Consider the following 24,555-nt stretch of genomic DNA (forward strand, 5'->3'; position numbering starts at 1 on the left):
ATGGCCGCCAATCCGTTCAGTCTTGAGGGAAAAACAGCGCTCGTCACCGGCGGCAATGTCGGACTAGGCCAAGCAATTGCGATAGCGCTCGCCCAGGCGGGCGCCAACATCGCCAGCACCAGCCGCCGTCCGGCGGATGAAACCGGCGCGCAGGTGCGATCGCTTGGCCGCAAATTCCTCTCGATCGAAGCGGATTTAAGTTCAACACAGCCAGTCACCGCCATAGTCGAGCAAACGATCAACGAACTCGGCGATCTCGACATTCTTGTTAACAATGCCGGCATCATTCGCCGCGCCGACTCCGTCGATTTCACCGAGGCCGATTGGGACGCCGTCATCGACACAAATCTGAAGTCTGTGTTCTTTCTGGCTCAAGCCGCTGGCCGGCACATGATCGCCAAGGGCCAAGGCAAGATCATCAACATCGCCTCGATGCTTTCCTTTCAAGGCGGAATCCGCGTGCCCTCCTACACCGCGTCGAAAAGTGGTCTCGCCGGTCTCACCCGTTTGCTAGCCAACGAATGGGCTGCGAAGGGCGTCAACGTGAACGCAATCGCGCCAGGCTACATGGCCACCGATAACACCACGCAACTGCGCGATGACGTTAAACGCAACGCCGAAATCCTGTCGCGCATACCCGCAGGCCGCTGGGGCGATGCGAGCGACATTGGCGGCGCCGCCGTGTTCCTGGCCTCCCACGCCTCGGACTACGTCCACGGCGCCATCCTTCCCGTCGACGGCGGCTGGCTTGCTCGATGAGCGTGGTCCGCTCCGACGGCGCCATTGCCTGCTATGGCGAAGTGCTGCTGCGCCTTTCTGCACCTGGCGCCGAATTGCTCCTGCAATCGCCGCAGCTCAATGTGTGCGTCGGCGGCGCTGAAGCAAACGTCGCGGTCTCACTCGCCGTACTCGGGCACGACACGCGTGTTTACAGCTCACTCCCCGACAACACCTTAGGCCACGCCGCGCGTAACGAACTCCGTCGCTACGGCGTCGACACCTCACCCATCGAGTTCACCCCCGGCCGCATGGGTCTCTACTTCCTCGACCCCGGCGCGGGTGGCCGCGCCGCCGAAGTGATCTACGACCGCGCCGCCTCTTCGTTCGCCACATTTGACCACGCAGCCACGAGTTGGAGCAACGTACTGAGCGGCGCTGGCTGGTTACACGTCTCAGGCGTCACCGCGGCCCTCGGCGCCAAAGTCGCAGAAGCCGCCATCCGCGCTGTCACTGAAGCACGCAAACTCGGACTCACTGTCTCGTTCGACTTCAACTATCGCGCAAAACTCTGGCAAGCTTGGAACGGCGACGCTCCGGCAATCCTCCGTCAAATCCTCGCCCATGCCGACATCGCCTTCGGCAACGAGCGCGACATTGCTCTTATCCTCGGCGGTTCACCCGGCAACGCCCGCGAAGCCGCCGATGCAGCGTTCAGCACATTTCCCAACTTGCAGGTGATGGCTGCCACGCACCGCGTGCAGCACAGCGTCAATCATCACGAGCTCGCCGCGGCGCTTCACACGCGCAACGGCTCAGTCGAAACACCGGCCCTCGAAGTTACGCACATCATCGATCGCATCGGCGCAGGTGACGCTTTCGCCGCCGGCCTCATCCACGCGCTACGAACCGGCGCGAACCACAACGACGCCATCCGCTTCGCACTTGGCGCTGCATGCATCAAGCACACGATCCGCGGCGATTTCAACCTCGCCTCCACCGCCGAGATAGAAGCGCTCCTCGCCGCTGACCTGAGCGTCCGCCGTTAGCGCCAGAGCGCCGGCAGCGTCAGCGATAGAGCTGGGATAAAGGTCACCAGCAGCAAGACGGTCAGGGCCGCGAAGAAGAACGGCCAAATCGAACGCATGGCTTCACTGATCGTAATCCCCCCAATGGCGGATCCCACGAACAGCACCGAGCCGATCGGTGGCATCATCAATCCCAGCCCGCCGGCAAGAACCATCATTACGCCGAAGTGCATGGGCTCAATGCCATACGCACGCGCCACCGGCAGGAAGATGGGCGTGACGATGATGATCTTCGGCGCGAGATCGAGGAATGTCCCCATGATCAGCAGCGAGATCAGCATCAGCAACAACGCGACGTTTCTATCGTCCGTCAGCGCATTGAGTGACTCAACCACCGCGCCAGGAATTTGCAGATAGGCGATCAGCCAACCAAAGGCCCCTGCCGCACCAATAACAAACAGCACAGCACCCGAAGATCGCGCCGCATGCGCCGCCGCCGCCCAAAACTCCCTCCATCCGAGTGCACGATAGATGAGCAAGCAAACAATCAACGCGTAAAGGACCGCAATCGCGCTCGACTCAACCGCAGTAAATATCCCGGCGCGAATGCCGCCGAAAATCACAAAGATCATCAACAAGCCCGGCACAGCGGCCACCAGTCGCTTAAACACCTCATCAAAGCCCGGAAACGCCTCAGTCGGATAACCGCGCACACGCGCCAGCCAGTACGCCGCACCCATCACACCGATCGCCAGCATCAGCGCAGGCACGATCCCTGCCGCGAACAGATCCGCGATCGAGACGCCGCCGCCAGCAACGGCCGAGAACAAGATCAGATTGTGCGAGGGCGGCAACAGCAACGCCACCAGCGACGCGGAAACCGTTACGTCGACCGCGTAATCCTTGCTGAAGCCACGCTTCGCCATTTGCGGAATAACAGTCGGCCCGATCGCCGAAACGTCAGCCAGGGCCGAACCTGAAACGCCGCCAAACAGCGTCGAGGCGAGCACGCTCACCTGCCCCAGTCCGCCGCGCAAATGGCCGACGAGAGAGGACGCAAGCGAGATGAGGCGATCCGAAATCCCGCCTCGCATCATCAACTCGCCGGTAAAAATGAACAGCGGAATCGCAAGCAGCGATATTTTGTTGAACCCCGCAGACACCTGCTGAACCACAACGACCGGCGGCAACCCCAAATACACGACCGTCGCCAACGTCGCGGTTGAAATCGCGAACGCGATCGGCACGCCGAGAATAAGCAGCAGCGCAAACACGCCGAAGAGAATGGCGATTTCCATTATGCGCCCTCATGCGTTGGTTTGGCCGGACTTCCCGTCAGCAAGCGCTCAAGCGCGAAGATGCCTATGAGAGCGCCGCCAAATGCTAGGCCCGCATAGGTCAGTCCCTCAGGCGCGGGCGCGCCGGCCATCGGCGTGCTCCAGCTATCGATCATCAGGAAGAAGCCGAACCACGAAAGCGCAGCGCCAAAGATCACGCCGATAAGCCGCGACACGGAACGCAGGAAGCCGCGAATGACAGGCGGCGACGATTCCATCACGGTTGGAAAGCTAAAATGCGACTCCGCCCGCACAGCAATCGCCGCGCCGAACAGCGCTGAAATGCTCATCAGCGTCAGCGCAACTGGCTCGGTCCAACCGGGGGAAGCATTGAGGACGTAGCGTCCGATCACCTGCCATGCGAGCACGAGAACGAGGCTCGCCATCGCAACGGAGGCAATCACGACCGTAGCGCTTGCCAGCAGATCGAACGCGCCGGTAAGCCCGGATCGCTTCGCGGTCATCGTTCCTCCCCCGCCTGTTTGCTCAGGCTTCGTTTTCAATCCGGCGGAGTAAGCCGCCGATCGTTTCATCTTGCAGATAGCGCCGGCGCATCGGCTCAACCGCGGCCAAGAACGCAGAACGCTCCACCGTGTTCGCTTGTACGCCGGCTTCGAGAACGATCTGACGCGCGCGCGCCTGCTTCTCGTCCCAGAGGCCGCGCATCACCGCAACCGACTCCCGCGCCTTTGCACGCAACAAGTCTTGTTCGGAACGAGACATCGCGTCGTATCGGGTCTTCGAAAACAGAAGGACGTCGGGCGAGTGGCAGTGCTCCGTCTGCGACCAATACCGCGCCACCTCGTATTGCCGCGTAGATTGGAACGTCGACCAATTGTTTTCGGCCGCATCGATCAGGTGCGTCTGCAGTCCCGTGAACACTTCCCCGAAAGGGATTGGCGTCGGATTGGCGCCCATCGTCTCAAGCATCTGCAAAAAGATATCGGAGCGCGGCACCCGCACCTTGATGCCATGCATATCGTGCGGTTCTCGCACCGGCCGGCGCGCACTATACATCGACCGTGCGCCACCATCATAGATCGCCAAGCCGATCAGGCCCTTGCTTTCAAAACTGGCAAGGATTTCACGCCCGACATCGCCATCAACCGAGTGACGCATGTGTTCTTCAGTGTGAAATGTGTACGGGATCACCAGCGCCTGCGTCAGCGGGAATGCGTTGTTGAGCGCCGCCGCAGTGACACGGCAGAAGTTCAACACGTTGAAGTGCGTCAACGCGATCGTGTCGTTCTCCGAGCCGAGTTGCCCGCCCGGATACGAGCGTATCGACAACCGGCCGCCGGTTTCGCGCTCAAGCTCCGCGCCAATCCAACGTACGGCTTCAACAGTCGGATAATCTGTTGGATGGACATCAACTGCTGTCAGAACACTCGTATCGATGTGCGGCGTGCATGCGCCAAGCCCGCCAGCGAGCAATGAACGGCGCGTCGTCATGGCGTTTCCTCAGCTCACTAGATCGCCGCGCCCGCCGCAGTGGGCGTTTGCTCACCACGAGCCGGCACCGCACGACAACGAAGCACACCAAAGTCGCCGAACGAAAGCTCCGCCGACTGACCCACCACGATTTGATGGACGCCAGTGACCGCGCCGCTCGAGACCAATTGGCCTTTGCGCAACGGCCGGCCACGCTCCGCGCAATGCGTGAGGAGGAATGCTAGCGCCGCCAAAGGTCCGCCTGGCAACACCGCCGCATTGCCCTCGCCCACCGGCTTGCCCTCGATTGCGGTTTGCGCCACCGCCCGGCGCCAATCGAGTTCACGCCAGTCTTTCACTTCAGCGCCAACCACGAGCCCAGAATTATTGCCGAAATCCGACACCGTGACCGCTGGGCCGTGATCGTTGATCTCGGCGAAGGGACTGCCAGCGAGTTCGATGCCGATGTGCACCGTACCGATCAGCTCGGCTGCGTCATCCGCTCTCCACGTGCGCTGCATCGGGTCCTGATCGCGACCGATCTTCAAAACGAACTCTGCCTCAACAGCGGCAAAGCCGCCGCCCAGAACGGCGAGATCAACGGTTTCCGAACCCCGCGCGTGGACGACTTGGCGGGCGAAAATCGGACCCGCGATGCGATCAGTACCTAGATCGGCCCTGAGATCGGTCTGTACCAAGCCAATTTTCCAGCCGGCGACCTCGTCGTCCCAAAACCCAATCGCCGCGTCCTGGATCCGATAGGCAGTCGCCAGATCGGCAGGCATTTCTCCCGGATAAACGCGTACGGGCGCGGCCCGATAACGAGCCTCAACGAAGGTTCGAGCTATGGCGGCCGCCGAAGCGGCTGAAAACGGCACGTCTAAAGTCCTCGCCTAATAATAACATAGCGTTTTCCGTTGGTTACGGTGCGATCGGGGAGGATCGCCCGCTTCGCCCGGGCCGCCTTTAACTCATGATTGCACCCTTAGGAAACCGGTGTCAATTTGCTTCACGCACCCACGCTCAGCTTGAATCTGAACGGCAAGCAGGCCCACACAGGACCCATGACCCAACCCCAAGACGCCAGCGCCGTCCTCTCGATATCCCCCGTCATCCCGGTGGTCACGATCGACAGCGCCGCGGACGCCGTGCCGCTGGCGCGCGTTCTGCTGGCGAGCGGCGTTCGCACAATCGAGATCACACTCCGCACGCCAGTTGCGCTGGACGCCATTCGCGCAATCGCGAGCGAGGCGCCGGAGATGGTTGTAGGCGCCGGCACGGTGCTCACAGAAGCCGATCTCCACGCAGCGATCGAAGCTGGCGCACAATACGCGCTATCGCCAGGCGGCACGCCGAAACTGATGAAGGCCGCGCGCAAAGCAGCCATTCCGTTCGTGCCGGGCATCTCGACATCGAGCGAGATCATGCGCGGCCTCGAACTCGGCTACACCTGTTTCAAGTTCTTCCCAGCCGAACAACTTGGTGGCGTCGCAGCGTTGAAAGCCATCGGCGCGCCTTTGGCAGCGGCGAAATTCTGTCCTACCGGGTCGATCACGCCGGCCAAGGCGCCAGATTATCTTGCGCTCACGAACGTGCTCTGCGTCGGCGGTTCATGGATCGCGCCATCGGACAAGATCAAAGCGGGCGATTGGGCTTCAATCGAAAACGCGGCTAAGCAAGCAATGACGTTAAAGCCTGTCGCGTAACGCGTACCAAAGCATGCCAAGTACATAGAGCGGAGAGCGCAATGCTGCGCCGCCGGGAAACTCAGGCGGCGCGATGCTCGCAAGCACATCGAAGCGCTCTGCCGTTCCCGCCATGGCTTCAGCCAACACCTTTCCAGTCAGAGCAGGCAATAAGACGCCCTGCCCCGAATAACCGTGGGCAAAGAAGAGATCGCCGAAGCGGCCAACATGCGGAAGCCTCGACATACTAATCGAGACCAACCCACCCCAGGCGTAATCGATCGCCGCATTCGCGAGTTGGGGAAATACGCCACCCATATGTTTGCGTCCAAACGCGGCGATGTCCGAAGGTGGATGCGGCGTGTAGCGCTCGCCACCCCCAAAGATCAGGCGCCCATCAGCGCTCATGCGAAAGTAGTTCACGACGAAGCGGCTATCGCTCACCGCGAGATCGTCGCGCACCGGCAGGTCGGTCAGCGGCGCCGTTGCCACCAGGTAATTCGCCACCGGCATAATTCGCACGGCCAGTCGCGCGTCTAGATCGCCCAGCAGCGCATCACACGCCATGACCCCGTATCGCGCGCGCACAACGCCCGCCTCGGTCTTTGCGACGACGCCCTCACTCGTATCGACGCGAAGCACGCGCGAGCCTTCATAAAGTTGAACACCAGCATCTCGCGCCGCGCCGGCAAGGCCATGCGCGTAGTTCAGCGGATGCAGATGCCCGCCGCCGCCATCTCGCAATCCGCCGTGAAATCCCGGCGCATCGGCCACGGCTCGCGCTTCTTCCGCCGATACGACCCTCGACCCGCTATAGCCCATCGTCTTCGACAACGCTTCGACTTCGGCGCGCATCCAATTCAAGTCCGCCGGCTTGCTCGCCAACGTCAGATGCCCATTCTCCCGGAGGTCACACTGAATCTTGTGTTTTGAAATACGTGCAAGCGTCAGCGCCCGAGCTTCCAAGCCAAGGTCGCACATCACCTTCGCGCGCGCTTCGCCAAAGGTCGCGATCAACTCAACCGCACCCTTACGCCAGCCCGGGATCATCTGCCCGCCGTTGCGGCCAGACGCACCCCAACCGATTTTTCCGGCCTCGAGCAGAACAACCGAGAAGCCACGTTCAACGGCGTTCAGCGCCGCATGAATCCCCGTATATCCGCCGCCAATGACAACGACGTCAGCGGAAATCTCACCTTCCAATTTGGACGCAGGCGCAAAAGCGTTGGCAGTCGCAACATAATACGACCGCTCCATTCCCAGTCCGGAATTGAAGCCCACGTCAGACCTTAAGCAGCAAGTGATCACGTTCCCAGGATGAGATCACACCCTCGAAGTTCGCAAGCTCATGCATCTTGATCTGATGGAACGCATTACAGAAGTGCTCACCCAAGAGCTCACGCACGGGCGTGCAGCGTGAGAAGCGATCCAGACCCTCGCTCAAAGTGCGCGGCAAAGTACGCGCCCATTTATAGGCGCTGCCCTGCACCATCTCGGCCGGCGCGATCTTGTCTCGAATGCCGATGTATCCACACACCAACACCGCTGCGACGGCGAGGTACGGATTGGCGTCTGCACCTGGCAGGCGGTTTTCAATACGGCGGTTCTCGGGCTGCGAAATCGGCACGCGCAGTCCGCACGAGCGGTTGTCGTAACCCCATTGCAGATTAATCGGCGCCGAGAAGTCCGGGCGCATACGCCGGAAAGAATTCACGTTCGGCGCAAACAGCGGCGTCGCATCGCCAAGATACTTCTGCAATCCACCGACGAAGTGACGGAATATCTCGGTGTTGCCATCGCTTTCGCCATCGCGCGGAACGCCAAAAAGATTGTGACCCCTCTTCGCATCAACGAGCGAAACGTGAAGGTGCATCGCCGAACCTGGCTGGTTCTCCATCGGCTTTGCCATGAACGTCGCGTAGACACCGTGCTTCAGCGCCACCTGACGAACGATGCGCTTGAACACCAGCACTTGGTCCGAAACGTGGATCGGATCGCCGTGATTGAAATTGATCTCTAGCTGCGCCGTGCCGCTTTCGTGGATCATCGTGTCGAGATGCAGCGAAGCCGCCTCAGCGTGCTCGTAAATCGTCTCGATTAGATCCTCGTATTCGGTGATCGCTTCCAGTCCGTAAGGCTGCGGCGATGTCTCGGAGCGTCCCGATCGCCCGGCGGGCGGCGCAAGCGGCAGATCCGGATCGGTGTTCACTTGCGTGAGATAGAACTCGAGTTCCGGCGCCACCATTGGCCGAAGACCCGCGTCCTCGTAGAGCTTCATAACTTTGCGCAGCACGTAGCGGGGCGCGATGTCGTAGGGTTCGCCGGTCGTGTTGTACGCATCCGCGAACACGAAGGCCGTCGGCGTCTTGTAGCCCGGCGCGACGCAGAGCGTGTCGATATCCGGTCGCAAGACCACGTCCGGGTCCTGCATCGAGATCTCTTCGTCCGCCTCGTCGGCGTACTCGCCGGTGACGGTCAGCAAGTAGATGCTTGATGGGATGCGCAGCGAGCCATCGCGCTCGCTTTGGAGGAATTTTTGAGCGGGAAAAACCTTACCGCGGATGACCCCATTCATGTCCGGGATCAGGCATTCGACCTCGCCGATGCCGCGTTCTTTAATCCAGTTCGAAGAGCTCATGACACACACATGTTTTCACGCACGCAGAAACGCGTTGCGCCGAGACGGCGCGCGAGAACCGCAACTGAAATTCTTTCAAACGGGCACGGTGCGATCAAAACCATGCAGCCAGCTAAGGCCGCTCGCGAACCGGACCCATCCGCCTTCTTGGGAAGGCTGCGGGAGCGCATAAGTCACCTGATAAGCCACTATCCCGGCTGGGCCTGGGGCAAGTCAAGGCGCCACAGCCCGCGGTTGTAGTGTTCATTTTGTGTAGTTTTGTAATGCGCGTACCTCTTGATGGGTCTAGAGGCGGCAGATGATTTTGAATTTTAAAGGCTCGGACGAAGGGCTGAACGCCAGCGTTTATGCTGAATTGCGCAAGCGTATCGTCACGGGCTTCATCTCACCAAACCACGAATTGTCAACCCGCGGCCTCGCAGGCGAACTCGGCGTTAGCCAAACCCCGGTTCGCGACGCCCTCTCTCGCCTCTCCGCCGAAGGCGCCGTTTCAATTCGCTCAAAGCGCCGCGTGCGCGTGCCTGAAATGACGAGCGAACGCTTTGACGATCTGCTGCGCTGCCGGTTGTTGCTCGAGCCTGAGGCTGCCGCACTGGCCGTTCCGCACCTCAATGCTGAGGATATTCAGCGCCTGCGCGACCTCGACGTGCAGCTCGCGACCGCCGCCGCCGCGAATGACGCCGCCACCTACATGCAGGCGAACTACGACTTCCATTTCGCGCTCTATCGGGCTCAGCCGCAAAAGACGCTGACTCAGCTCATCGAGACACTATGGCTGCAGTTCGGCCCCTACATGCGGGTCGTGTTCGGCCGCGTCGCCAGCGGCAAGCTCAACGACAGCCACCAGATCGCGATCCGCGCCATCGAGTCCGGCGATGCCGAGGCCCTGCGCGCGGCGATCACCCATGACATCTCCGACGGCATGGGCCTGCTCGGCCGCAGCGCGCTTACGCCTTAACTTCGGCCTTCAACGCGCGCAGCGCCGGCTCTGACTCACGTAGCGCACGGCCGATAAAATCGACCATACGATCGATCTCCTCGCGCGTGATAATAAGCGGCGGGCACATCACGATCGAGTCACGGATGCCGCGGACCATCAGCCCGTTGCGGATGCATGCATCGCGCACGATCGGTCCGGCCTTGCCCTCTTCACCGGTGAAGCGCTCATTGGTCCCTCGTTTCGACACGATCTCGACCGCGCCGATCAAACCAAGCGTCCGCACTTCGCCCACAAGCGGATCGCTCTCCAGACGGCTCAGCGCCGCAGCATAGTACGGACCGATATCGTTCTTCACGCGCTGGACCAGACCCTCACGTTCGATGATTTCGAGGTTCTTGAGCGCTACCGCCGCCGCGACCGGGTGGCCTGAATAGGTGTAGCCGTGGACAAAATCGCCGCCCTTCTCGCGGAGCACTTCGACGATCTTATGCGACACGCCGACCGCCGAGATCGGCAGGTAGCCTGACGACAATCCCTTCGCCATCGGCACCAGATCGGGTGTCACGCCGAAGTGCTGGAAGCCGAACCATTCACCCAGCCGGCCAAAGCCGCAAATGACTTCGTCAATGACCAGCAAGATGCCGTATTTCTTGCAGATGGCGTCCACGCGTTTCCAATAGCTCTTCGATGGAATGATTACGCCGCCAGCGCCCTGCACGGGCTCACCGATGAACGCGGCCACATTCTCAGGACCGACGGCAAGAATGCGATCCTCGATCTCTTGCGCGCAGCGCGCGTAGAAACTCTCGTCGTCTTCGCCGAAGCCTTCACCAAATTTGTAGGGCTGCGCCACGTGTTCGACGCCCGGGATCGGCAAGCCGCCGATCGGGTGCATCGCCTTCATGCCGCCGAGGCTCGCGCCCGCCATTGTCGACCCGTGATAGGCGTTGCGTCGGCTGATAAACACGGTGCGCTTCGGCTGGCCCGACACATTCCAATAGTGACGCACCATGCGCATCACCGTGTCGTTCGCCTCCGAGCCAGAGGAATTGAAGAACACGTGCTGCAGATCGCCGCCGAGCAACTCGGCCAGTTTCGTTGCGAGCAACACGGTCGGCGGCGTCGCCGTCTTGAAGAACGTGTTGTAGAATGGCAGCTCCTGCATCTGTTCAGCCGCCGTGCGCACGAGTTCATCGCGCCCGTAACCGACGTTCACGCACCAGAGCCCGGCCATGCCATCTAGGATCGCATTGCCTTCACCATCGAAGATGGTCGAGCCTTCGGCACGCGTGATGATGCGGCTTCCGCCAAGCGCTTGGATTTCGCCGTAATTGGCCTGCGCCGGTAGATGGTGCGCAACGTCGAGACGACGGAGTTCAGGAATATCGTAATTACGCGCAGCCATGGTCGTTCCCTCGTTCATTCTTGTTGTCGCGCGCCGGAGATCAGCCGGCGACGAGCGGTTCGCGGCGCAGAGCACGGCCCAGAAGCTTGAAAAAGGTCTGGCTCTGCGGGTTTTCGTGCGCCTTCCACTCGGGGTGCCATTGCACCGCGAGTACGGGCGCGCCGTTCACTTCAGTCGAAATCGCTTCAATCACGCCGTCCGGCGCCGTTGCTTCAACCTTCAGCCCAGCACCCAACTTATCGACGCCCTGATAATGCACGCTCACAACATCGAGTTCGTCGCGCTGATAGGCGCTCTTCAAGACGCCACCTTCTTCCAGCTTTACCGGATGCACGTGCTCGAAATACTCGACGAAGCTCTTATCGCTCGGCGCATGGTGGGCGATCAGCTCATCAGCTTGCGCCATGTCGCGTCGCAACGTACCGCCGAACGCAACGTTCAATTCCTGGAACCCACGACAAATGCCGAACACTGGCTTGCCAAGTTCAAGCATGCCTTCGATCAGATGCGCAGTCATTTCATCACGCGCTGGATCGAACGGACCGGGCGCGTCATCGACCAACGCGCCGTAGCGCTTCGGATCTAGGTTCGACGGCGTGCCCGTCAACAGTAAGCCATCGAGACGCGGCGCGATCTCTTTTGCGTGCATCAGCTCCGGCATCGCCGGCACGAGCAGCGCAGCCGCATCGGCATAGACGAGCGAAGACACAAGGTAACGCGTCATCACCGCTTGCGCGGCTTGCGTCTCCACAGTGCGGTTGCAGGCGATAACGCCGAGTACGGGACGATCTTTGAAGGTCATGTCGCTAAGATAGGAGCACCGCGGGCGAACAGGCGTGCCAGGCGAGCCAAACTGGCTCATCCCAGGTAAAATCTTCCTGATCGTAACGCGTCAAATTTGAACGGAAGGTCTTCACGCGGCGTCCGCCCTCAACCTCGACCTCGTAATTGGTCTCGCTGCCGAGATAGACGATGTCACGAATGACGCCCGGCACCACATTGGTGCCCTGTGGCGCATCTTCCATTTTCATCGCCGTCGAGCCATCGGCGCGCTTGTGCATCTCGATCTTTTCGGGACGCAGCGCCACCCAAACCGTCGAGCCACGCGCACCCGTCACGCCATGATCTAGATAAACCGGCGCGGCAAGCTCCGGCACCCGCACCAGCGCGTGCCCCGGCTCGTCTTCCGCCAGCGTGCCCTCGAACATGTTCACGCTACCGACGAAATCCGCCACAAAACGAGAATTAGGAAACTCATAGAGATCCGCCGGCGTCGCCACTTGCGTCAGCACACCTCGGTTCATCACAGCGCAACGCGTGGCGATCGCGAGCGCTTCGTCCTGATCGTGCGTCACCATAATGAAGGTGATCCCCACCTTCTCCTGCAGGCTCGTCAACTCCGAGCGCATTTGATCGCGCAATTTTGCGTCGAGCGCCGAAAGCGGCTCGTCCAGCAACAACACGCGCGGACGCTTAACCAGCGCACGCGCCAGCGCAACGCGCTGACGTTGACCGCCTGACAACTGATCCGGCATCCGTGCGCCCAGACCGCCAAGCTTCACCAGCTCAAGCGCCTCGTCGACACGCTTCTTGATCTCGCCGCCGTCAACGCCGTCCATCTTCAAGCCGTACGCGACATTGTCCGACACCTTCATATGCGGAAAAACGGCGTAGCTCTGAAACACCATGTTCACCGGCCGCTTGTTCGGCGGCAGCGCGGCGACGTCCTTTCCATCGATCAAGATTTTGCCCTCGCTGGGCGTCTCGAAGCCCGCGAGCATCCGCAGCAAGGTCGTCTTGCCGCAACCCGACGGGCCGAGCAGGGCGAAAAACTCACCCTCACGAATGTCCAAGTTCACATTGTCGACGGCGACCATTTTCCCAAAGCGTTTGGTCACGCCTTGAAACGAGATGATGGCGTTCTCTTTGACGTGAGGCGTGGGCTTAGCCGCCGGAGCGTTTGAGACTTGAGCGTCTGTCATCGGATCAGGCTTTCTTGTCTTTCGCTTCGTTGTTGTTCTGCATCTGCAGACCAACGGCCGTCAGGATCACAGTTACGACGATCAGTATCGTCGATGCCGCGTTTACTTCCGGCGTCACCGAGAAACGCAGCATCGAATAGACCTTCACCGGGAACGTAATTGTGTCCGGGCCGGCCGTGAAGAAGGTGATGACGAAGTCATCCAGCGATAAAGTGAACGCCAGAAGCGCGCCGGCGATCAGCCCTGGCTGCATATGCGGCACCAGAACGTCCCAGAACGTCCGCCATTCACTCGCGCCCAAATCCTTCGCCGCTTCTTCGAGTTCGCGGTTGAACGACGCCAAACGCGCCCGCACCACCGTCGCGACAAACGGAAACGCAAACGAAATGTGCGCGATGGTGATGGCGCCGAGGTTCAACGGCCAAGGCATACCCATCGGCCACGGCATCACACGTGCAAAGAACACCAGCATGGCGACGCCCATGCAGATTTCCGGCACCACGATCGGCAGCGCCATCCCGCCCTCGATCACGGTCTTTCCTGGAAACCGGAAGCGCCACAGCATCACTGCCGCCAAGGCGCCAAGCACCACCGAAATAATCGTACAGAAGAATGCAATCGTCAGCGAATTCACGAACGCCTGCAACAGCGATTCATTGTTGAACGCCTTTACGTACCAATCGGTCGTGAAACCCTGCCAAACCACGTTGCGCCGGCTGGTGTTGAAGCTGAACACCATGAGCGTGATCAGCGGCAAATAGAGGAACACCAAAGTCGCACCGACGATCACTCGGAGCGGCCAACGGCGCAGATATTCCAGCGGCCCCGGCTTTTCCTTGGGTTCGCGCTGCGACGCACCGACACCCGGCACGGAGGTGAAGCCCTGATCCGCCATCAGCCCCTCCTCTCGCTCTTACGCTGCACGAGCGCCTGAACGGCGATAGCAATGAACGTCAGATACATCAGCAAGAACGAAAGAGCCGCGCCGAACGGCCAATCATTAGCGCGCTTGAACTGCCGCTCGATGACGTTCGCGATCATTTGGCTGTCGGTGCCACCCAGCAAATCCGGCGTCAGATAAGCGCCAAGTGCGGGAATGAATGTAATCAGCACGCCTGAAGCGATCCCCGGCGCCGCCAATGGCACCACAACCGACCAAATCGTACGAAGATGCCCCGCGCCGAGGTCGAGGCTTGCTTCCATCAGCGAGCGATCCATGCGGTCGAGCGCCGAATAGAGCGGCAGCACCATGAACGGCAGGTGCACATACACCAGCCCGATCACCACAGCCGTATTGTTGTAGAGCAAAGTCAACGGCTCGAAATCGCCGAGAGGCTGCAAGCCCACGATCGCCATGACGCCGCTCGCATTATTCCACATCCACTCGAGGATTGCGTTGACATAGCCATTCTCGCGCAACACCGCGATCAATGCGAAGGTGCGGATCAGCAAGTTCGTCCAAAACGGCAGCATGATCAGCAACAGCAGCCATGCTTTGGTCTTTGGAGATGCAAACGCGATCGCCAGCGCCACCGGAAAGCCAATGATCAGGCAGAGCAGCGTCGTCAGTCCGGCAATGACAAGGCTCTTGCCGAAAATCTCAAGGTAAAGCGGCTCAACCGCCCGCATGTAGTTTGCGAATGTACCCGTAACATCGATCGTGACAGGGCCGGTATTCTCGCCCAGCGAATAGCCCCACACCACCGCGAGTGGCGCCAGAAAGAACAGGAACAGCCAGGCGATAGGCGGAACGGCGATAGCAGCGAACGCCGCCTTCGCTTGTCGCCAGGTCTGTTCCATATGTCGACCTCGCTTAGCTTACGCGGCGCTGATGCGCGTGAAGATTTCTTCGTACTCACGCGCCTTCTCATCGCCCTCGAACGCGCCGTATTCGCTCTTGGCCATGAGTTCAGCTGACGGGAAGATCACCGGATTGTTCTTGTAAGTATCCGGCATCAGATCGCGCGCAGCGCCATTAGGCGTCGGGTAGAGAATTTCTTCCGTGATCTTCTTGCCGGCTTCAGCGTCGAGCAGATAGTTGATGAAGGCATGCGCGCCATCTACGTTCGGTGCGCCGGTCGGGATACAGAGGCAATCTGAGTTGATCAGCGTGCCCTCTTTCGGCACCACGAAATCGAACTTGTCGCCGCCGTCGCCTGCCATCAGCTGCGCGATGTCGCCGTTGTATTCCAATACGATGTCCACTTCACCTGAAGCCAGCAAATCCTGACCGTTATCGGAGTGGAACTGCTTCACACGCGGCTTCTGACGGATCAGCATTTGCTCGATCTGCGTCAGCATTTCTTGCGGAATGTTATTCACGGAGTGGCCGAGATATTTGGCGCTGAGACGAATGAGATCGGCGGATTCGGAAAGCAGCGCGATCTTCTGATTGAACGTCGCGTCGTCGAACAGATACTTCCACGAGTCCGGAACCGTCAGGCCCTTTGCGCGTACGGCTTCCTTGTTGTAGCCGATGCCGAGCACGAGCCACGTATAAGGCATCGAATATTTGCGGCCCGGATCGAACGAGGCATCGCGGAATTCCGGCAGCAGGTTCGCAATGTTCGGGATCTTGGCGTGATCCAGCTCTTGCAGCATTTGCGCTTGGCTCATGCGCGTGACGAACTCGTTCGACGGCACGATGACATCAAAGCCCGGATTGCCGGCGCGCAGACGTGCGAACAATTCATCGTTGGTCGCGAACAAGCTCATGTTCACTGACGTGCCGCTCGCCTCGCGGAAATCATCCAGCGTGGTCGGGCCGATATAGGTGTCCCAGTTATAGAAGTTAACCGTCGGCCCACCGCCGCCACGTGCGCAGGCGGTCAGTGCGCCACCGAACGATATGCCGATCGCGGCGGCCCCGAATTGTTGGAGCAGAGAGCGGCGCGACGCGCCCGTGAGATATTTGCCCTTGGCCATAGTCTGCGCCCTTTCATTCAGCCGCCCACCTGGACGGGATCTAGTCCACGCGTGCCCGCCGCCTAGACGCTAACAAGCACGCAAATACCAGTCATAATCAATATCCGGGATCATGCTTTGGAAGCGATCCTGCTCGACCTGCTTCACAATCGAATACATCCGGACAAAGCGCTCGCCCAAATAGTCCTTCAACACCGCCGATTGCGCGAACCGTTCGGTCGCCGCGAACCAATTGGTCGGGATCTTCTCGCCGCCCTCGGCCTGCGCATAGCCATCGCCGACGACGGCAGGACCCGGATCGACCTTGTTGGAGATCCCATGGTGCACCGCAGCAAGCAACGCCGCCAGCGCCAACGCCGGATGCGCATCTGCGCCCGCGACACGATGCTCGATGTGACGCGTGTTCGGCGCACCTGCCGGCACCCGGAAGGATACTGTGCGGTTGTTCACGCCCCAAGTCGGCGCCACCGGCGCATAGGAATTCGCCTTAAAACGGCGATACGAATTTGCGTTCGGCGCATAGATCGCCATCGAGTCCGCAAGCAACGCCTTCATGCCGCCAACCGCGTGCGCCAACACAGGCTCACCCTCGGGTTTGTCGGACGCAAAAATGTTCTTACCCGCCTTGTCATTGACGCTGACATGCAGGTGCATGCCCGATCCGGCGAGGTCCGCAAATGGCTTGGCCATGAACGTCGCCTCACACCCATGCCGCAAAGCGACACCCTTAGCCGCGCGTTTGTAGAGCACTGCATCATCCGCCGCGCGCAGCGCATCAGCGTGGTGCTTGAGTGTCAATTCCAATTGACCCGGAGCGTACTCGCTAATCGCGCCTTCGAGCGGAATGCCCATTGCGTCGGCAGCCGCCCACAGATCGCGCAGGAAGCCCGACGCCTCCTCCACTTCACGCAAACCGTAAACTTGATGTTGCGTCGCCCGATCGCCGGTAAACGGCGATGGCGGCAATTGGATCTTGCCGTTCGCCGTGCGGCGCGCGTCCACCAGATAATATTCAAGCTCGCAGGCAACGACAGGCACGAACCCATCCGCCGCGAACCGATCGATCACACGCTGCAACACATGGCGCGGGTCGAGATCGTGCGGCTGACCGTTCAGCTCATACATCGTCATTGGCACTTGCGCAACGTCAGCTCCGAGCCACGGCGCCGGCGTGATCCGTCCAGCAATCGGCCGCGCCACGCGATCCGCGTCGCCATCTTCCCAGACCAGCCCCGTCGCCTCGACATCCTGACCGGTGATGTCGTTCACCAGGATCGAGCCCGGCAAGAAGCGGCCGTTCTCATACACGGCCTCGATCTCATGCCGGCGCAATCGCTTGCCGCGCGGCACACCGGCGAGGTTGGTGAACACAATCTCGAAAAACTGAATTTCAGGATGCTTGTCGAGGAAGGCTTTGACTTCCTTCGGATTGGCAATGGTCATGCAGCAGCTTCTTTGGCGTATTCGTCCGCAAAGCTATCGACCGCCGCGACGAGCCGGTCAATCTGTTGCGTCGTCGTGGCGGGGCAAACCAGCATCATCATGTGAAATGGCGCGATCAGTATGCCGCGATTGATCAAATAGAGGTGCAGCGCGTGGTTCAGATCGCTTTGCGCAAGCGCTGGTCGCATAGCCGCAGCATCGCGCGGCGGCTCCGGCGCGAACACGATCTCGGCGCGCGCGCCAACATGCACCACGCACCACGGTAATGATCGCTTCGCGATCACGCCGCGCAGCTTGCTCACAAGATCGCTCGCTCCCGCAAGCATCGCATCGAACGCCTCGCGCGTCGCCACCTCCCGCAGCGTCGCCCCGATCGCCGCCACCCCCATCGCGTTGCCCGCGAGCGTAGTGCCGATGCCAGAGCGACCCGGCCCCCGCGGCGCTGCTGCAATCTTCTCCCCGAGCTCCGCGCTCACGCCCCACACCGCCGCCGGAAACCCGCCAGCGATCGCCTTGCCGATCACCAGCGCATCCGGCGCCAGTGCCCACGCTTTCGTCGCCCCGCCTGGCCCGCTCGACAACGTGTGCGTCTCGTCCAGCACCAGCAGCGCGCCAGCTTTCTTCGCCAACGCCTGAGCGCGCTTCCAGAAATTCGCCTCCGGCAAAATCATCCCGCAATTCGTCATCGCCGGCTCAGCCAGGATTGCCGCGACATCGCCCATCGCCAGCGCCGACTCCAGCGCACCGATGTCGTTGAACGGAATGGCGCGCGTTGTGCGTGTCATGTCGAACACTTGGCCGATCAGCCCCGCATCCGGCCGCGTACGCCCATGGCGCAACTCAACGAAGCAATCCTCGACCATGCCGTGATAACAGCCGTCGAACACAACGATCACGGACTTCCCCGTCACCGCCCGCGCCCAGCGTATCATCGCACGGTTTGCGTCGGAGGCAGACAATGTCGTTTGCCAGAACGGCAACCCAAACCGCTCCGCCAACAATTCGCCCACTTCGGCCGCTTCCGCCGTCGGCAACATGAACGTCGCGCCACGCCGCGCCTGCTCGGCGATCGCGCGCGCAATTTCAGGGCGCGCATGACCGAACATCCCCGGCGTGTCGCCCAGACAAAAATCGTCATAGGTGCTGCCGTCTATATCGGTGAGCACTGCGCCCTCACCGTCTTCCGCGATCATCGCAGACGGCGTCGCCCAATCATTCATCCAATGGAACGGCGCCCCAAAGAGCCAATGTTCTTTGAGCCGCGCCGCCTCGGCTGACGCCTTGGGATGCGTGTCGAGATAACGCTGCGTTTCACGCGTGATGAGATTCGCGAGACTCACGGCTTATACGTAACCGAAATTCCCTTGAGCTCAGTGTACTTCTCTAGCGCATGCAACGAGCGATCGCGCCCAAAACCCGATTGCTTCGCGCCGCCGAACGGCACGGTGATATCGCAAGCATCCCAGCCATTGATCCACACCAGTCCTGTTCGCAGCTTCCGCGCCACGCGGTGCGCGCGCGAGATGTTCGCTGTCCAAAGGCCGGAGGCCAGTCCGTAGACGGTGTCGTTGGCAATCCGCACCGCATCGTCTTCGTTCGTGAAGGCAAGCACCCCCAACACCGGCCCAAACACCTCTTCGCGCGCCAAGGTGTGCGTATTGTCCATGCGATGAAACACCGTCGGCTCCACGTAGAAGCCGCCGCTCTCTTCACGCACGCGCTTTCCACCCAGCGCGAGATTCGCCCCTTCCTTACGCGCCGTGTCGATGTAGCCCAGAACGCGCTTCATCTGGCCTTCGCTCACCAAAGCGCCGGCGACACTCGCCGGATCAAGCGGATCACCCGGCGTGTATTGCTTGGCGCGCTTCAGCACCCGGTCCAGGAACTCATCCTTGATCGAAGCTTCGACCAACAAACGCGACGCGGCGTTACAGATCTCGCCCTGATTGAAGAAGATGCCCCAAGCCGCTGCGTCGGCCGCAGCATCGAGATCTTCCGCGTCGGCAAAAACTATCTGCGGACTCTTGCCGCCCAACTCCAACGCAACGCGTTTCAGATTGCTCTCACCCGCATACGTCATCAGCTTGCGGCCAACTTCGCCCGAGCCCGTGAACGCGATGAGGTCAACATCCATGTGGCGCGCCAATGCTTGGCCCGCCGTGTCCCCATACCCAGGCACAACATTGAGCACGCCCGACGGAACGCCCGCCTCTAGCGCAAGCGCTCCCAGCTTCAGCGCGGTCGATGGCGATTGCTCGGCCGGCTTCAGCACGATGGAGTTTCCGGTCGCCAGCGCCGGCGCCACCTTCCAGCACGCCATGTGCAGCGGAAAATTCCACGGCACGATGGCGCCGACTACGCCGAGCGGCTCGCGCACGATATAGCTCAAACGGTCGGACGGCGTTGTCGCCACCTCGCCATAAACTTTGTCGAGCGCTTCCGCGTACCAACGGATCGAATTGATCGCCGTTGGAATATCAACGCTCAGGGTGTCGCGGATCGGCTTGCCCATATCCAGCGTTTCAAGAAACGCCAGCTCTTCGAGATCACGCTCCATCAGCTCCGCGAGCTTGAACATGATCTTCTTCTTTTCGCGCGGATGCTTATTGCGCCAGCGGCCATCCTCAAACGCCGCGCGCGCGGCGTTCACCGCAGTGTCGATGTCACCGGCTTCGCAAGCGGCAACCTTGCTGACGATCTTGCCGTCGCGCGGCCCGACATTGTCGAATGTCTTGCCGCTTCGCGCGGGAACGAGTTTGCCGTCGATAACGGCGTTCGTGGGAAATTTGATGCCGCGTGCGCGGTCGAGATTTTGTTGCAGTGTCATGGCGGCGTCTTAGCCTAGAAGCACGCTGGCATGAAGCGCCTTACGGCGTGTTGCACGAGGGCGCGTAGGCCTGAACGATGTCCGTCACCATCTGCGCCCGCTTGGCCGCGTCGAGTTCTTCCAGAACGAAAATGAGGTCAGCGCCGAAGCGGTTGAAGCACTCGGTCTTCGCCGGCGCCAGCGGCCGCACCGAAAGATCCGGCGACTGCCCAACATAGCAAAATGAGAAACGCTGCGGCTCGAGCGACTTGCCGATCACGAAGACGCCCGGCTTCGGCTTAAATGTCGTCCGCCGCGAGACGACCATGAAGGTGTACTCCGCGCCAGACTTGCCCTTCAGGATCGTGACTTCAGCAAAGCTCATGTTGGCCCTCGAATGCGTGCGCCTCCCCTAACGGAGGGCGGCGCTAGTTTGAAGCGGTTTCTTCCGCTCACGCGCGAGCTGGTCTATCCAGGCCTCAAAGGCGGTAATACGAACATGAAACTTGGGTACGTCGCGATAGCTTTCTTGGCCTTCGCCGCAAGCTGCGGCCCACCGCCAGCGCCGCCACCGGCCCGCGATTTCCAGCCGACCATCACGCGCGACACGTACGGCGTCCCCAACGTCCACGGCGCCGACGACCCCGAGGTCGCTTACGGCATGGCGCTGGCGCACGCGGAAGACAATTTCGCCACCATTCAGATCAGCGTCCTCATGGGACGCGGACGCCTCGGCGCGCATCTTGGCGAAGAAGGCGCCAAATCGGATTTCCTTTGGAATTTGCTCGACATCAAAGAGTCGGTCGACGCGCGCTACGAGAGCGATCTTTCTCCCGAATTTCGCGCCATCGTCGAAGCCTACGCCGCTGGTCTCAACGCCTACGCCGCCGAACACCCCGACGAAGTGCTGCCTGACGCGCGCAACATCACCGGCCGCGACGTCGTCGCCGGTTCTGCACTAACCGTCCCGCTGTTCTGGGGTTTCGAACGCACGCTCGGCATGGTCGCCAACGAAAACGGCCACCCTTGTTCAGCGCAAACCGCCTCCGCTGAATCCATCGATTGGGGCTCCAACGCATTCGCCGTCGCTCCAACACGAAGCGCGGACGGTCACACGCGCCTGATCGTCAACTCACACCAACCCTGGGCCGGTCCCGTCGCCTGGTATGAGGCCGGCATCGAAAGCGACACCGGCTGGCGCATGCATGGCGGCCTCTTTCCCGGTTCGCCATTCCCAGTGCTTGGTACCAATGGCGCTCTCGGCTTTGCCGCCACCGTCAACCTACCGGACCTCGTCGACATCTATCGTCTCACCACCGACAACGCACATCGCGGCCAATATTACTTCGACGGTGAATGGCGCCGCTTCCGCAGGCGACAAATCTGGCTCTGGGTGAAGATGGGGCCGATCACCGTCCCGGTACCGCGTACATTGCGCTTCACCGAGCACGGGCCAGCATTTGAGACTGCCGACGGCTGGGTCGCGGTTCGCTACGCCGGCGCCGGCGAGCTGCGGGCGCTCGAACAATTCTACCGCATGGGCCGCGCCCAGAACTACGAACAATGGCGCGAAGCCATGGCCATGCGCGCCATCCCCTCGTTCAACTTCATGTACGCCGACAACACAGGCCGCATCGGCTATCTCTATAACGCCATCATTCCGCGCCGCGCTGAAGGCTACGATTGGTCAGGCTGCGTTCCGGGAGACACCAGCGCCAACATTTGGGCGATGGATGATCGCGTCGACGCGCCGGAATTGATCAATCCGCGCTCGGGCTGGCTCGCCAGCACCAACGGCGCACCATGGTACGTCACCGACCAAACAGCCAATATCAGCCCGGAAGATTTTCCCGCCGCCGCGCCTGCAATCGAAACCTACGTCACCAATCGCGGCTATCGCGCCGTGGAGATTCTCTCACCTCTCGCACGCATCAGCGATGAGCAATTGCTCGACGCGAAATTCGACCTCACCTCAAGCGAACGTTCGGCCACAGTCGCGGCCATCAATGAAATTCTGGCGACCGACGCGAGCGGCGACGCAGAACTCACGGAGATTCAAAATTTCCTCCGCACCTGGGATCGACGCGCCGCCAACGATAGCCCGGCGGCTGCGCTTGCGGGCCTCATCTATCAGCCGATTTACAACGCCCAGCGCGCCAACACGCCGCCGCCAACACCCGTAGATGCTGCACGCGGCGCCGCTCAACGTCTTCGCGCCACCTTCGGCCGCATTGATCCTCCGCTTGGAGACCTCCTGCGCCTCCGTCGCGGAGATGTGGATCTGCCGCTCGAAGGCGCGCCTGACGTCCTCCGCGCCATTCGCTGGCACGACGATCAAGACGGCCGCGCCGTCGCGGATTTCGGCGATGGCTTCATGATGGTGATGGATTGGGCGCCCGACCAAACGCTCAGCACTCGCGTCATAATTCAATGGGGCGCCAGTGACCGCCCCGAGAGCCCGCATTTCAACGACCAATCCGAAATGTTCTCCCGCCGTGAATGGCGATCAATCGACCTGATTGCGCCCGATCAAAACCAGCCGGGGCAAACGCGCTAATTTCGGCGCATGCAAACAGAACATCTCGACCACGCCCTGGAGCAAGAATTCGCTGGCCACGGACAAACCATTCATAACCTGAAGGTGTCCGACCCGGCTTTCAAATCGCTACTCGAACTCAACCATCAAATTTGGCGCGAGATTCACAATATCGAAAACGGCGTGACCGCCGCCTCGGATGACTATCTGACCGCTCTCCGCAAGCAGCGTCTCAGCATCCTCGACGACGTTGCGCGGCACATCAGCGCCGCCGAGCAATAACTCGCTCTTGCGGGCGCCCACGGCGCAGGCTCACAATACGCCATGCCTGACACACCACGCCCCAACTCGCTTGATTCCTTCTGGATGCCGTTCACGCCGAACCGGGCATTCAAAGCCGATCCGCGAATGGTCGTCCGCGCCGAGGGCATGCACTATTATTCGCCCGACGGTCGCGCGATCCTCGACGGCACGGCGGGTCTTTGGTGCTGCGCAGCCGGCCACGGCCGCAAACGCATCGTTGAAGCTATTCAACGCGCCGCCGCCGAACTCGACTACGCGACCAACTTCAACTTGGGTCACCCAGCCGCGTTCGAATTCGCCAACCGCCTCGGCGAAATTCTCCCGACAAACCTCGACCGCGTCTTCTTCACCAATAGCGGCAGTGAGAGCGCCGACACCGCGCTGAAAATCGCGCTCGCCTTCCAGAAAGCACGCGGCAAGCCCGGCAAGTATCGGCTCATTGGCCGCGAGCGCGGCTATCACGGCACGAACTTTGGCGGCATCAGCGTCGGCGGCATCGTGCGTAATCGCATGACCTATGGCCCCATGCTGGCTGGCATCGATCACCTGCCGCACACGCTCGACATCGCGCGCAACGCCTTCTCACGCGGTGAGCCGTCGCACGGCGCTGAATTCGCCGACGCGCTCGAACGCATCGTGCAACTCCATGACGCAAGCACCATCGCCGCCGTGATCGTCGAGCCCGTCGCCGGCTCCACCGGCGTGATCATGCCGCCGAAGGGCTACTTAAAGCGCCTGCGCGAACTCTGCACCAAGCACGACATCCTGCTCATCTTCGATGAAGTTATTACCGGCTTCGGCCGCCTTGGCGCGCCGTTTGCGGCGGACTTCTTCGAGGTGAAGCCCGATCTCCTCACCATGGCCAAAGCGATCACCAACGCCGCAGTGCCAATGGGCGCTGTCGCCGCCTCGCGCGAAATCTACGATACTATCCTTGCCAATGCAGACACGCCGATCGAACTCTTTCACGGCTACACCACAAGCGGCCATCCGCTCGCCTGCGCCGCCGGCCTCGCAACACTCGATACCTATAGAGAAGAGCGCCTCTTTGAACGCGCCGCCGAACTTGCGCCCTATTGGGAAGACGCGATGCATTCGCTCTGTGACGCGCCGCACGTCATCGACGTTCGCAATCTCGGTCTGATCGGCGGCATCGAACTTGAGCCTCGGCCAGGCGCCGCGACACAGCGCGGGCTCGAAGTGTTCCGCAAATGCTTCGACGCCGGCGTGCTCATCCGAGTGACAGGCGACATCCTCGCCTTCTCGCCGCCACTCATCATCGAAAAGAGCCAAATCGATCAGATTGCCGAGACCGTTCGCACGGCGCTGAAGAGCGTTGCTTAGCGCTAAGTGCTAAAACCCACACTTGCACTATCGAA

The 24,555-nt window shown here is 61.0% G+C and carries 23 protein-coding genes; 7 read left to right on the forward strand and 16 right to left on the reverse strand.

What is annotated here, in order from left to right; translation table 11 throughout:
• A complete protein-coding gene (gene kduD, locus ATE48_RS09305) occupies positions 1 to 759 on the forward strand; it encodes a 2-dehydro-3-deoxy-D-gluconate 5-dehydrogenase KduD (protein ID WP_066770511.1) in 759 nt (252 codons plus the stop codon).
• Positions 756 to 1,766 (forward strand): sugar kinase, encoded by a 1,011-nt coding sequence (locus ATE48_RS09310; protein WP_066770514.1) that lies wholly within the window; start codon positions 756 to 758, stop codon positions 1,764 to 1,766. The genes kduD and ATE48_RS09310 overlap by 4 nt, the downstream gene beginning before the upstream one ends.
• Here the strand turns inward: ATE48_RS09310 and ATE48_RS09315 are convergent.
• The 4 genes from ATE48_RS09315 to ATE48_RS09330 are packed head-to-tail and all read right to left on the reverse strand — an operon-like array spanning position 1,763 to position 5,391.
• Positions 1,763 to 3,043, reverse strand: coding sequence for a TRAP transporter large permease (locus ATE48_RS09315; protein WP_066770516.1), 1,281 nt, complete (start codon positions 3,041 to 3,043; stop codon positions 1,763 to 1,765). The genes ATE48_RS09310 and ATE48_RS09315 overlap by 4 nt on opposite strands.
• Entirely contained in the window at positions 3,043 to 3,546 is a 504-nt protein-coding gene (locus ATE48_RS09320; protein WP_066770520.1) for a TRAP transporter small permease, read from the reverse strand. Before ATE48_RS09320 ends, ATE48_RS09315 begins: the two co-directional genes overlap by 1 nt.
• Before the next feature lie 22 nt (positions 3,547 to 3,568).
• Positions 3,569 to 4,534 (reverse strand): TRAP transporter substrate-binding protein, encoded by a 966-nt coding sequence (locus tag ATE48_RS09325; protein ID WP_066770523.1) that lies wholly within the window; start codon positions 4,532 to 4,534, stop codon positions 3,569 to 3,571.
• Between the two features lie 17 nt (positions 4,535 to 4,551).
• Positions 4,552 to 5,391, reverse strand: coding sequence for a 2-keto-4-pentenoate hydratase (locus ATE48_RS09330; protein ID WP_066770531.1), 840 nt, complete (start codon positions 5,389 to 5,391; stop codon positions 4,552 to 4,554).
• Between the two features lie 186 nt (positions 5,392 to 5,577).
• Between ATE48_RS09330 and ATE48_RS09335 the strand changes: the two genes are divergently transcribed.
• Positions 5,578 to 6,219 carry a bifunctional 4-hydroxy-2-oxoglutarate aldolase/2-dehydro-3-deoxy-phosphogluconate aldolase gene (locus ATE48_RS09335; protein ID WP_066770534.1) on the forward strand — a complete coding sequence of 214 codons (642 nt, stop codon included), beginning with the start codon at positions 5,578 to 5,580 and terminating at the stop codon, positions 6,217 to 6,219.
• Here the strand turns inward: ATE48_RS09335 and ATE48_RS09340 are convergent.
• Both ATE48_RS09340 and ATE48_RS09345 read right to left on the reverse strand, forming a co-directional pair.
• Positions 6,202 to 7,455 carry an NAD(P)/FAD-dependent oxidoreductase gene (locus ATE48_RS09340; protein WP_066770537.1) on the reverse strand — a complete coding sequence of 418 codons (1,254 nt, stop codon included), beginning with the start codon at positions 7,453 to 7,455 and terminating at the stop codon, positions 6,202 to 6,204. The genes ATE48_RS09335 and ATE48_RS09340 overlap by 18 nt on opposite strands.
• A 25-nt stretch (positions 7,456 to 7,480) precedes the next feature.
• Entirely contained in the window at positions 7,481 to 8,836 is a 1,356-nt protein-coding gene (locus tag ATE48_RS09345) for a glutamine synthetase family protein (protein WP_066770540.1), read from the reverse strand.
• Between the two features lie 298 nt (positions 8,837 to 9,134).
• On the opposite strand from ATE48_RS09345, the gene ATE48_RS09350 reads away from it, so the two are divergent.
• The gene (locus ATE48_RS09350) at positions 9,135 to 9,794 is read left to right on the forward strand and encodes a GntR family transcriptional regulator (protein WP_066770541.1); all 660 of its coding nucleotides are present in this window, start codon (positions 9,135 to 9,137) and stop codon (positions 9,792 to 9,794) included.
• On the opposite strand, the gene ATE48_RS09355 is transcribed toward ATE48_RS09350, so the two are convergent.
• The 10 genes from ATE48_RS09355 to ATE48_RS09400 all read right to left on the reverse strand — a co-directional run bounded on the left by ATE48_RS09355 (position 9,784) and on the right by ATE48_RS09400 (position 20,722).
• Positions 9,784 to 11,181 carry an aspartate aminotransferase family protein gene (locus tag ATE48_RS09355; protein ID WP_066774779.1) on the reverse strand — a complete coding sequence of 466 codons (1,398 nt, stop codon included), beginning with the start codon at positions 11,179 to 11,181 and terminating at the stop codon, positions 9,784 to 9,786. The genes ATE48_RS09350 and ATE48_RS09355 overlap by 11 nt on opposite strands.
• A 40-nt stretch (positions 11,182 to 11,221) precedes the next feature.
• The gene (locus ATE48_RS09360) at positions 11,222 to 11,983 is read right to left on the reverse strand and encodes a gamma-glutamyl-gamma-aminobutyrate hydrolase family protein (RefSeq protein WP_066770546.1); all 762 of its coding nucleotides are present in this window, start codon (positions 11,981 to 11,983) and stop codon (positions 11,222 to 11,224) included.
• A gap of 4 nt (positions 11,984 to 11,987) precedes the next feature.
• Positions 11,988 to 13,058, reverse strand: a complete 1,071-nt coding sequence (locus ATE48_RS09365; protein ID WP_418219402.1) for an ABC transporter ATP-binding protein — start codon at positions 13,056 to 13,058, stop codon at positions 11,988 to 11,990.
• Between the two features lie 109 nt (positions 13,059 to 13,167).
• Positions 13,168 to 14,058 (reverse strand): ABC transporter permease, encoded by an 891-nt coding sequence (locus tag ATE48_RS09370; protein ID WP_066770549.1) that lies wholly within the window; start codon positions 14,056 to 14,058, stop codon positions 13,168 to 13,170.
• Entirely contained in the window at positions 14,058 to 14,963 is a 906-nt protein-coding gene (locus ATE48_RS09375; RefSeq protein ID WP_066770551.1) for an ABC transporter permease, read from the reverse strand. Before ATE48_RS09375 ends, ATE48_RS09370 begins: the two co-directional genes overlap by 1 nt.
• A gap of 18 nt (positions 14,964 to 14,981) precedes the next feature.
• Entirely contained in the window at positions 14,982 to 16,088 is a 1,107-nt protein-coding gene (locus tag ATE48_RS09380) for an ABC transporter substrate-binding protein (protein WP_066770555.1), read from the reverse strand.
• Between the two features lie 69 nt (positions 16,089 to 16,157).
• Positions 16,158 to 17,531, reverse strand: coding sequence for a glutamine synthetase family protein (locus ATE48_RS09385; RefSeq protein WP_066770561.1), 1,374 nt, complete (start codon positions 17,529 to 17,531; stop codon positions 16,158 to 16,160).
• Positions 17,528 to 18,871: a transaminase gene (locus ATE48_RS09390; RefSeq protein WP_066770564.1), complete on the reverse strand. Its 1,344-nt coding sequence runs from the start codon at positions 18,869 to 18,871 to the stop codon at positions 17,528 to 17,530. Before ATE48_RS09390 ends, ATE48_RS09385 begins: the two co-directional genes overlap by 4 nt.
• Positions 18,868 to 20,358, reverse strand: a complete 1,491-nt coding sequence (locus ATE48_RS09395; protein ID WP_066770566.1) for an aldehyde dehydrogenase — start codon at positions 20,356 to 20,358, stop codon at positions 18,868 to 18,870. The genes ATE48_RS09390 and ATE48_RS09395 overlap by 4 nt, the downstream gene beginning before the upstream one ends.
• 40 nt (positions 20,359 to 20,398) lie before the next feature.
• Positions 20,399 to 20,722 (reverse strand): hypothetical protein, encoded by a 324-nt coding sequence (locus ATE48_RS09400; RefSeq protein ID WP_066770568.1) that lies wholly within the window; start codon positions 20,720 to 20,722, stop codon positions 20,399 to 20,401.
• 48 nt (positions 20,723 to 20,770) lie between these two features.
• Between ATE48_RS09400 and ATE48_RS09405 the strand changes: the two genes are divergently transcribed.
• Genes ATE48_RS09405 through aptA form a run of 3 tightly spaced genes read left to right on the forward strand, consistent with a single transcriptional unit; the run spans position 20,771 to position 24,520 of the window.
• Positions 20,771 to 22,894, forward strand: a complete 2,124-nt coding sequence (locus tag ATE48_RS09405; protein WP_066770570.1) for a penicillin acylase family protein — start codon at positions 20,771 to 20,773, stop codon at positions 22,892 to 22,894.
• 9 nt (positions 22,895 to 22,903) lie between these two features.
• Positions 22,904 to 23,155: a YdcH family protein gene (locus tag ATE48_RS09410; RefSeq protein ID WP_066770573.1), complete on the forward strand. Its 252-nt coding sequence runs from the start codon at positions 22,904 to 22,906 to the stop codon at positions 23,153 to 23,155.
• A 42-nt stretch (positions 23,156 to 23,197) separates the two neighbouring features.
• On the forward strand, positions 23,198 to 24,520 hold the full coding sequence (gene aptA / locus ATE48_RS09415; protein WP_066770576.1) for an omega-aminotransferase AptA: 1,323 nt from the start codon (positions 23,198 to 23,200) through the stop codon (positions 24,518 to 24,520).
• The last annotated feature ends 35 nt before the right edge of the window (positions 24,521 to 24,555 follow it).

This window comes from Candidatus Viadribacter manganicus, from assembly GCF_001679665.1.
GTDB classification, from domain to species: Bacteria; Pseudomonadota; Alphaproteobacteria; order Caulobacterales; family Aquidulcibacteraceae; genus Vitreimonas; species Vitreimonas manganica.

What these genes read in the sequence shown, in the direction of transcription:
- kduD (WP_066770511.1), top strand. Translation starts at nt 1, where the DNA reads ATGGCCGCCAATCCGTTCAGTCTTGAGGGAAAAACAGCGCTCGTCACC.
- ATE48_RS09310 (WP_066770514.1), top strand. Translation starts at nt 756, where the DNA reads ATGAGCGTGGTCCGCTCCGACGGCGCCATTGCCTGCTATGGCGAAGTG.
- ATE48_RS09315 (WP_066770516.1), bottom strand. Translation starts at nt 3,043, where the DNA reads ATGGAAATCGCCATTCTCTTCGGCGTGTTTGCGCTGCTGCTTATTCTC.
- ATE48_RS09320 (WP_066770520.1), bottom strand. Translation starts at nt 3,546, where the DNA reads ATGACCGCGAAGCGATCCGGGCTTACCGGCGCGTTCGATCTGCTGGCA.
- ATE48_RS09325 (WP_066770523.1), bottom strand. Translation starts at nt 4,534, where the DNA reads ATGACGACGCGCCGTTCATTGCTCGCTGGCGGGCTTGGCGCATGCACG.
- ATE48_RS09335 (WP_066770534.1), top strand. Translation starts at nt 5,578, where the DNA reads ATGACCCAACCCCAAGACGCCAGCGCCGTCCTCTCGATATCCCCCGTC.
- ATE48_RS09340 (WP_066770537.1), bottom strand. Translation starts at nt 7,455, where the DNA reads ATGGAGCGGTCGTATTATGTTGCGACTGCCAACGCTTTTGCGCCTGCG.
- ATE48_RS09345 (WP_066770540.1), bottom strand. Translation starts at nt 8,836, where the DNA reads ATGAGCTCTTCGAACTGGATTAAAGAACGCGGCATCGGCGAGGTCGAA.
- ATE48_RS09350 (WP_066770541.1), top strand. Translation starts at nt 9,135, where the DNA reads ATGATTTTGAATTTTAAAGGCTCGGACGAAGGGCTGAACGCCAGCGTT.
- ATE48_RS09355 (WP_066774779.1), bottom strand. Translation starts at nt 11,181, where the DNA reads ATGGCTGCGCGTAATTACGATATTCCTGAACTCCGTCGTCTCGACGTT.
- ATE48_RS09360 (WP_066770546.1), bottom strand. Translation starts at nt 11,983, where the DNA reads ATGACCTTCAAAGATCGTCCCGTACTCGGCGTTATCGCCTGCAACCGC.
- ATE48_RS09365 (WP_418219402.1), bottom strand. Translation starts at nt 13,058, where the DNA reads ATGGTCGCCGTCGACAATGTGAACTTGGACATTCGTGAGGGTGAGTTT.
- ATE48_RS09370 (WP_066770549.1), bottom strand. Translation starts at nt 14,058, where the DNA reads ATGGCGGATCAGGGCTTCACCTCCGTGCCGGGTGTCGGTGCGTCGCAG.
- ATE48_RS09375 (WP_066770551.1), bottom strand. Translation starts at nt 14,963, where the DNA reads ATGGAACAGACCTGGCGACAAGCGAAGGCGGCGTTCGCTGCTATCGCC.
- ATE48_RS09380 (WP_066770555.1), bottom strand. Translation starts at nt 16,088, where the DNA reads ATGGCCAAGGGCAAATATCTCACGGGCGCGTCGCGCCGCTCTCTGCTC.
- ATE48_RS09385 (WP_066770561.1), bottom strand. Translation starts at nt 17,531, where the DNA reads ATGACCATTGCCAATCCGAAGGAAGTCAAAGCCTTCCTCGACAAGCAT.
- ATE48_RS09395 (WP_066770566.1), bottom strand. Translation starts at nt 20,358, where the DNA reads ATGACACTGCAACAAAATCTCGACCGCGCACGCGGCATCAAATTTCCC.
- ATE48_RS09400 (WP_066770568.1), bottom strand. Translation starts at nt 20,722, where the DNA reads ATGAGCTTTGCTGAAGTCACGATCCTGAAGGGCAAGTCTGGCGCGGAG.
- ATE48_RS09410 (WP_066770573.1), top strand. Translation starts at nt 22,904, where the DNA reads ATGCAAACAGAACATCTCGACCACGCCCTGGAGCAAGAATTCGCTGGC.
- aptA (WP_066770576.1), top strand. Translation starts at nt 23,198, where the DNA reads ATGCCTGACACACCACGCCCCAACTCGCTTGATTCCTTCTGGATGCCG.